This window comes from Serratia aquatilis (assembly GCF_044865145.1).
GTDB classification, from domain to species: domain Bacteria; phylum Pseudomonadota; class Gammaproteobacteria; order Enterobacterales; family Enterobacteriaceae; genus Chania; species Chania aquatilis.
On sequence record NZ_CP173186.1, the window covers coordinates 3,762,824 to 3,770,425 of the forward strand.

The following is a 7,602-nucleotide window of genomic DNA, read 5'->3' on the forward strand; positions in this document are numbered from 1 at the left end:
AAACGCTGGTCGCAGACCAGAGCGCCCGGTATAATACTTTTTACCACTTCCGTAACCTGATGATGCCTTGCTTGCAACACAATAAGATCATTCTGCGCCAACTGGGGTTACAGCCCTATGAACCTGTATCCCAAGCCATGCACTACTTTGCCGATAACCGCAGCGCATCTACACCTGATGAGTTATGGCTGGTTGAGCATTATCCTGTGTTCACCCAAGGCCAGGCAGGTAAAGCAGAGCATGTGTTGGCTCCTGGCGATATCCCGGTGATACAGAGCGATCGCGGAGGCCAAGTCACCTACCATGGCCCCGGCCAACAGGTGCTGTATGTGATGGTGGATCTGAAACGCGGCAAAGTGGGCGTACGCCAACTGGTTTCTGCCCTCGAAGATACCGTTATCAATACGCTCGCTCACTTCAAGATCGAATCTCGTGCGCGCCCTGACGCACCCGGTGTTTACGTCGGTGAACAGAAAATTTGTTCATTAGGCTTACGGATCCGCAAAGGCGGTTCGTTTCACGGCTTGGCCCTGAATATTGAGATGGACCTGTCCCCTTTCCAGCGTATCAATCCCTGTGGTTATGCAGGCATGCAAATGACCCAAGTCAGCGCGCTGGTACCTGGTATTGGCATAGCAGATGTACATCCAATTCTGATCAAGGAATTTGTTCATTTACTCGGCTACCAGATGGTCGAGCTTCGTAACTGGAACCTGCACAATTATGAGTAAACCGATTCAGATGGAACGCGGCGTTAAATACCGCGACGCAGATAAGATGGCGTTGATCCCGGTAAAAACGGTGGTCACCGAGCGGCAGGAGCTGTTACGTAAACCTGAGTGGATGAAAATCAAACTCCCTGCCGACTCTACACGCATTCAAGGCATTAAAGCCGCAATGCGTAAGAACGGTCTGCACTCGGTTTGCGAAGAAGCCTCTTGCCCAAACCTGTCAGAGTGTTTTAACCACGGTACAGCCACCTTCATGATCCTGGGGGCGATCTGCACCCGTCGTTGCCCATTCTGTGACGTGGCCCATGGCCGTCCGGTTGCGCCAGACACCAATGAACCTGAAAAACTGGCACAAACCATTGCCGATATGGCCCTGCGTTATGTGGTTATTACCTCGGTTGATCGCGACGATCTTCGCGATGGCGGTGCCCAACACTTTGCAGACTGTATTGCGGCCATCCGTGCAAAGAGCCCGAATATCAGGATTGAAACCCTGGTGCCAGACTTCCGGGGCAGAATGGATCGCGCACTGGAGATCCTCACCGCCACGCCACCCGACGTGTTTAACCACAACCTGGAGAACGTACCACGTATTTATCGCCAGGTACGCCCAGGGGCCAATTACGAATGGTCACTAAAACTGCTGGAGCGTTTTAAGGAAAGCCATCCGGATATCCCGACCAAATCGGGTTTAATGGTTGGCTTGGGGGAAACCAATGCGGAAATCGTGGAAGTCATGCGGGATCTGCGCCGTCATGGTGTGACTATGCTGACGCTCGGCCAATATTTGCAGCCAAGCCGCCATCATCTCCCTGTACAACGCTATGTCAGCCCAGCGGAATTTGATGAGATGAAAGCAGAAGCATTGGCTATGGGATTTACCCACGCAGCATGCGGCCCGTTTGTCCGTTCTTCGTACCATGCAGATTTGCAGGCGAAAGGGATAGAAGTGAAGTAAATCGGGTAATATTTTGTTACGCTTCACCGAATAATAAAATATACAAACGGATGCCTTCAGGTATCCGTTTTTTATTCTTCAAATGGAAAGTATGCTTAAATGTCTTTCTTTTCCACGCTCTGCTGAGCAGATTGGTTTTCAGCCAAGTTTTGCGCAGGAGGAGTATCATCACCGACAGCCTTTTTAAAACCTTTCAGCGCAGCTCCCAGATCCGCCCCCAAAGTTCGCAATTTGCTGGTACCAAACAGCAAGACAATCAACACTGCAATAACCAGTAGCTTGGTAATACTGATACCTTCCATATTCACCTTCTTTATTCAACTATGCCGCAGAAAGCGGCGAGGAAACAAACATCGTTTAAGAGTATTAAGCGACTTTCCACCGGCTAAAACAAAGTGAACATGTAACAGAGTGAGATCTTCCAGAGGCGTTCTATATTCACCATACTTCAAGCTGCATGGGTGTTAGCTTCGTCCGGCTACTTGATGGGCCTCACCCCGCCGGGGCCGCTGCAAGCAGCGTTCAAATCTGCTCCAGGCACCAGTCACATAGTGGCTATGCTCCTGGCGACTCTCAGACATGCCGCCTACATGAAACTCGAATTATTTTGGGCATATGCTTTAATTATAAGGCATGTTTCCAGCTATTCTGCTTTTATTAAGGACATGATAGTCTAGTTTAATTAAACTCAGGGAGTCGTTGGATGCCAATCGCGCTATCGAACACTAATACCCGGCGTTCAGGCCTCAGTTTTGCCAAGCGAATCTATCAACCTCGCATCGTTGGCCTGGGGATTGGTTTCTTTTGCGTGCTTGCCGCTCTTTATCCTCTGCATCCACCCGTTATTGTTTGGGTCCTGCTATTTTTTAATGGTTTTATTTGGCCGCATATCGCTTATCAATTGTCAATCCGTGCCGAAAATCCATTCTCAACAGAGATCCGTAATCTTTTGATAGATTCGCTAATGGGCGGCGTATGGATTGCGATAATGGGCTTCAACGCGCTACCGACTGTGGTGATCCTGTCTATGATGGGAATGAATAATATTGCCTCCGGCGGACAACACCTGTTTTTCAAAGGATTGGCAGCCCAAATCATTGGGGCAGTAGTCACCAGCGCATTGCTAGGTTTTCACTTCAATCCCCAAACCTCCCTGCAGCAGGTATACCTTTGTTTACCGATGATTTTCATCTATCCGGTATTTCTTGGTCTAGTTACCTATCGTACTGCAAAGCGCCTGGCGGAAAAGAAGCAGGAGCTACTACGAATCAGCATGCGCGATGGCTTAACTGGCCTCTACAACCGTCGTCATTGGGAACACCTATTACATAATCAATTTGACAGTTGCCAACGCTATGAGCACGCAGCCACGCTGATCCTGATGGATGTTGACCGTTTCAAAATGATCAACGATACCTTTGGTCATGCTCTGGGTGATGAAGCCCTGATCGTCCTGGCAGAAGAACTGGTGCTGGGATTCCGTACCGTAGATATTGTTGGCCGCTACGGCGGCGACGAATTTGGTGCTGTGCTGCCTAACACAACGGCCGAGCAGGCGAGTCAGGCAATAAAACGTATCCAGGATAGATTGAATGAAATGACCTTCCGCGAGGCGCCGGATTTGAAGCTGCATATCAGTGCCGGTGTAGCGGATTACCGACCAGAAATGGGGGGCTACCAAGAGTGGTTGAAAGCCGCAGATAACGCTCTGTATAGGGCCAAGAAAAATGGTCGCAACCGCCTGGAGCATGCAGTATCACAGTGTTAACCCAGCCATTTCTCTTGCCTGCTTATGAACATAGCAGGCGATCAATCAGCGGGTCTCGCATGGCTTCCTTACGTGAAAACCGTCGATACTACAAAAGGGATGCGCCAAGGTGTAAAATTCATGATGCTTGGTGAAAACAACCAGGCAGAAAACGGAGATGGCATTCCTCCATAACCGCCATTGCTGGCTGATGATGTCTACGCAATCTCTCAGAGAGGTGCGTAGCGTTACGCCCAAACCTTTCTGAGGTTTATCTATTTCCTAAAGGGTTTATCAAGCATGTTGAGTTCTTTACTGGCAGTTTTCGTTGGCGGTGGTTTGGGAAGTATGCTGCGTTGGGCAGTAAGCCTCAAAATGAATCCATTACATCAGCATATTCCGTTAGGCACGCTGTCTGTCAATCTTCTGGGGGGGTTTATCATCGGCCTGGCCATGGCGCTGTTTGCCCGCATGACGCATATCGATAGCAATTTGAAACTGCTGATCACTACCGGTTTTTGCGGTGGCCTAACCACGTTTTCTACTTTTTCGCTTGAAGTGGTGTATTTACTGCAGGACGGGCGCTTTTTCTGGGCTATTACGAATATGTTGATCAATCTTGCCGGCTCGTTGGCGATGACACTGCTGGCCTTTATGCTGATTCGTTGGATCTGCGGGCAATAGATTGCGCCCTTCCAAGATACACGAGTCGGCGTATCTTGCGCCACACCTGGCAAATAGCCAATAAAAAACCCGCTCATAGAGCGGGTTTTAAGAATTTTGGCTACTGTAGCTTAGATAGCGATAACGTTAGCAGCAGATGGCCCTTTGGCACCGTTCGTGATTTCAAATTCTACACGCTGGCCTTCAGCAAGAGTTTTGAAACCATTGCTAGCGATGGCAGAGAAGTGAACAAAAACGTCTTTGCTACCATCTTCCGGAGTAATGAAGCCGAAACCTTTGGATTCATTAAACCACTTAACGCTACCTTTAATCTTAGACATCAAACTTACCTTTAACGTGAATGTAAGACACAAAATGTGTGTCATGTACAGTACAGCAATTAGATGGGATTTTGTCCACAACCTAGATCACATAAAATCGATAAAAAGTGAAAAAATCCGCAATCATGAAGATTTAGTAATTTCTACGGCTACCGATTGGCGATAGAGCAACCAGATCCTCCAGCGTCGACTTGAAAGAGAGCTCCTTTACCACCTAGCGCGACTCAATTCTAAGCCCTGTCACTACAGGGCATTCCGCGCTATCATAAATACTGTTTCGAACGACTTTATGAGAAAGACAATGAACGGCAAGATAACGACTTTTTTTGAAGACAAAGGCTTCGGTTTTATCACCGATGAAAACGGGGAAAATCGTTATTTTCACGTGATTAAAGTGCAAAACCCTGAGTTGATTAAAAAAAATGCTCTGGTGACTTTTGAACCAACCAACAACGCTAAAGGGCCGTCAGCCTTCGCTGTAAAAATCCAGGCACCAAGCAAATACATCACTATTGCCAATGAGAGAATTAAAATCTCCAGCATTCAATCCTTCCATACCTTCACCAAAGAACTACCGGTAAAAGCGGATGTAGATAAAGAAAATACGGTACTTTCAGTGGGTTTGCTGATGAATCGTATCCGTCCGCAGGCAGCGGAAACGCCCAAAGCTATGGAAACAGTGCGAATGCTATCGATCTTGACCTTCCAGAAGATTACGCACACCTTCTCAGAACATGAGATCGATATTGATGAAACATTACGAGCATTAAAAGCGCTATACCCAAAATAATTCGAGTTGCTTGTAGGCGGCAACTGAGCCTCAGGGATGAGGCTCATTAACCCCCAGGAGCTTACTCAGGTAAGTGACTGGGGTGAAAGACAAATATGCTTGGCAGATTTGAACGCTGCTTGCAGCGGCCCCGAAGGGGCGAGGCCCGACATGGGCCGAGTAACGCAGCCAACAACCAAGCAATTTGAAGTATGAAGAGTATATAAAGCGGAAAAACAATCAAAGCAATTTACCATGACCTGTGTTAGCGTAGGTTTTCACCTGACACAGGTACACGCCATGTCTGAATCCAAGAGCGTTAAAGGCTTCAATAACCGTACCACCCAAATTGTCTGTCCCAAGTGTGCTTATGTAACGCAACAACAGTGCTCAAAACTGCGTCAACACAACACACTGATTTGCCCTAATTGCGGCACCCAATTTGCTCCTAAACAGGGTTAATACACTATTTGAATATGACATGACTCTGGCGTTTACCGGTGGACGAGTTAAATGACTCAACGCGATTCCTGCCTTGAGTTTTGGCTCGATAAAGTGCGATATCCGCCATATTCATTAATTGTTCCAATGATTTCACTTCATTCATTGCCAAACTTGCGACACCAACGCTAATGGTGATGCGTAACTGCACATTACCATCAAGGTTCATTTCGTCGTTTTCTATCCTTTTGCGCAAATACTCTCCCAATGCAAGCGCCTGCATGCCTAATGCTCTAGGCATCATGATGGCGAATTCCCCGCCACTCAGACGGCCAAACAACTGGTCATGACGTATTTCACGTCGAAACATATGTGAGAAAGCCACCAGAACGCGATCGCCAATGGCATGGCCATGCGTATCGTTGAGCAATTTGAAATGGTCGATGTCGATCAACAGCAGTGACACGGCTTCTTTCGACTGATTTTTATGCTCCAGCATCAACCTGGCCTGCCGCATAAAGGCACTGCGCACCATTGCCCCCGTCAGAAAGTCATGATTGACACTGTGTTCCAGCCTGCGTAGCAATTTGCGGTTGACAGCAATAGAGCTGGATAAAATCAACGGGCCCATGACCAGCATAGCAATACCTAATCGTGCCGACATCAGCGTATCCATGATTGCTCCACGGGTTCCCGGTGTTCCATACAGCATCAGATTGGCAGAAATACTGGTAATTTCTGTCATACCGGTGAGGAGTGCCAACAGGGTTACCGTAAATAGCTCATAACGAACGGCACACCACAACAATGCAGGGATCGGAAAAGCAATTGCCCCCGGTCCACCAATGTACACACTGAAAGCCAACGAAAACAGCAACGCCAATAGAGGGAGACAAGCCCGCCACTGTCCGCTTAACCGAACGCGCAGCAAGTGCCTTAGGCGGGGAGCAGCCAGACAAACTGGCAAAATCAATAAGTTAGTAGAAAACTGCTCGGTAAACCAAGCCATCCAGGCATTAAATACCGTATTACTATAGCGGCTGTCGGTACTCAATAATGACAGCGAAGCAGCCACTACAGCCCCTAGCAGGCAGGCAGTGAAGACATAGAGGATTGCCTGAGGCTTTCCCATACGCCGCTGGGACTGCGGCAATATAAGCATCACCCCATAGCCAGTCGCAATCAGCGCCATATTGCAAACATTCAGCCAAATCGAAAGTGACCAACTCTCTCCAGTTATCAGGTCAGCGGCGACCATCCCTATGTACATCGCTGTCCACCCTGCCGGAGTAGCATAGGCAGGTTTGCGTATCATCAAGCCAAGCAATATGGCATTCACTGGCCAAAACAGAGCAAGCGCCCCGTACGGGCTGGTAAGAATGCCGAACAAAGAAAGCAGGAACGTCAGCAGGAATATATTAACCAGTAGTATCGTCGCAGGTAGACGCTGTTTGGGATATGTCTCAACACTCATAGTCTAATCCATGAGGTGATGACAACCGCAATGACTATTAGCATAGACACATTCCCGGCAAAGTAAGAATTGAAATAATCATCATTAAAAACAACTGAGTAAACCTGTTAAAAACCGCCTAATGCCATATTTAACCAAGTCAGGTTAACACGTTAAGCAGTTCGCATGTTTTAGGATCCTTCTTGACCCCTTCATAACACAGACAAGCATAGTATCAAGATGATATATACTCGTCATACTTCAAATTGCTTGGTTGTTGGCTGCCTTCGTTCACCCCAGTCACTTACCTGAGTAAGCTCCTGGGGATTCGCTCAGTTGCCGCCTACAAGCAACTCGAATTATTTTGGGTATAGCTCGGAAAATTATCAAAAAGTAAGAAATCAAAACAATATTGAGCATGCATTTAGAAATCTCTAACCATTACAGTTATTTTCCTGTAAATAGCGCAGAAGAGCAATGATAAATCCCGTAAAACTTC

9 protein-coding genes and 1 riboswitch are annotated in these 7,602 nt (G+C 47.6%); of the genes, 6 read left to right on the forward strand and 3 right to left on the reverse strand.

All coding sequences use genetic code 11. From position 1 onward, the window contains the following. Positions 1–59: 59 nt before the first annotated feature. Both lipB and lipA read left to right on the forward strand, forming a co-directional pair. On the forward strand, positions 60–731 hold the full coding sequence (gene lipB, locus SAQUA_RS17095) for a lipoyl(octanoyl) transferase LipB (protein ID WP_380681136.1): 672 nt from the start codon (positions 60–62) through the stop codon (positions 729–731). Then, positions 724–1,689 carry a lipoyl synthase gene (gene lipA / locus SAQUA_RS17100; RefSeq protein ID WP_380681139.1) on the forward strand — a complete coding sequence of 322 codons (966 nt, stop codon included), beginning with the start codon at positions 724–726 and terminating at the stop codon, positions 1,687–1,689. Before lipB ends, lipA begins: the two co-directional genes overlap by 8 nt. A 95-nt stretch (positions 1,690–1,784) precedes the next feature. Here the strand turns inward: lipA and tatA are convergent, their stop codons facing one another. Further along, the gene (tatA, locus tag SAQUA_RS17105; RefSeq protein WP_380681142.1) at positions 1,785–1,991 is read right to left on the reverse strand and encodes a Sec-independent protein translocase subunit TatA; all 207 of its coding nucleotides are present in this window, start codon (positions 1,989–1,991) and stop codon (positions 1,785–1,787) included. Positions 1,992–2,392: 401 nt separating this feature from the next. Between tatA and SAQUA_RS17110 the strand changes: the two genes are divergently transcribed. After that, positions 2,393–3,457 (forward strand): diguanylate cyclase, encoded by a 1,065-nt coding sequence (locus SAQUA_RS17110; protein WP_380681145.1) that lies wholly within the window; start codon positions 2,393–2,395, stop codon positions 3,455–3,457. 144 nt (positions 3,458–3,601) lie between these two features. Next, a riboswitch (Fluoride riboswitch) is annotated at positions 3,602–3,664 on the forward strand. A 72-nt stretch (positions 3,665–3,736) separates the two neighbouring features. Further along, a complete protein-coding gene (crcB, locus tag SAQUA_RS17115) occupies positions 3,737–4,120 on the forward strand; it encodes a fluoride efflux transporter CrcB (protein ID WP_380681148.1) in 384 nt (127 codons plus the stop codon). A 110-nt stretch (positions 4,121–4,230) separates the two neighbouring features. Here the strand turns inward: crcB and cspE are convergent, their stop codons facing one another. Next, positions 4,231–4,440 carry a transcription antiterminator/RNA stability regulator CspE gene (gene cspE / locus SAQUA_RS17120; protein ID WP_002210315.1) on the reverse strand — a complete coding sequence of 70 codons (210 nt, stop codon included), beginning with the start codon at positions 4,438–4,440 and terminating at the stop codon, positions 4,231–4,233. A gap of 301 nt (positions 4,441–4,741) precedes the next feature. Between cspE and SAQUA_RS17125 the strand changes: the two genes are divergently transcribed. Together SAQUA_RS17125 and SAQUA_RS17130 are read left to right on the forward strand one after the other, a co-directional pair. Then, positions 4,742–5,230, forward strand: coding sequence for a cold-shock protein (locus SAQUA_RS17125; protein WP_380681160.1), 489 nt, complete (start codon positions 4,742–4,744; stop codon positions 5,228–5,230). A gap of 279 nt (positions 5,231–5,509) precedes the next feature. Further along, a complete protein-coding gene (locus SAQUA_RS17130) occupies positions 5,510–5,671 on the forward strand; it encodes a YnfU family zinc-binding protein (protein ID WP_380681165.1) in 162 nt (53 codons plus the stop codon). Positions 5,672–5,675: 4 nt separating this feature from the next. Here SAQUA_RS17130 and SAQUA_RS17135 read toward each other — a convergent pair whose 3' ends face one another. Continuing rightward, positions 5,676–7,124 carry a diguanylate cyclase gene (locus SAQUA_RS17135; RefSeq protein ID WP_380681168.1) on the reverse strand — a complete coding sequence of 483 codons (1,449 nt, stop codon included), beginning with the start codon at positions 7,122–7,124 and terminating at the stop codon, positions 5,676–5,678. Positions 7,125–7,602: the final 478 nt, after the last annotated feature.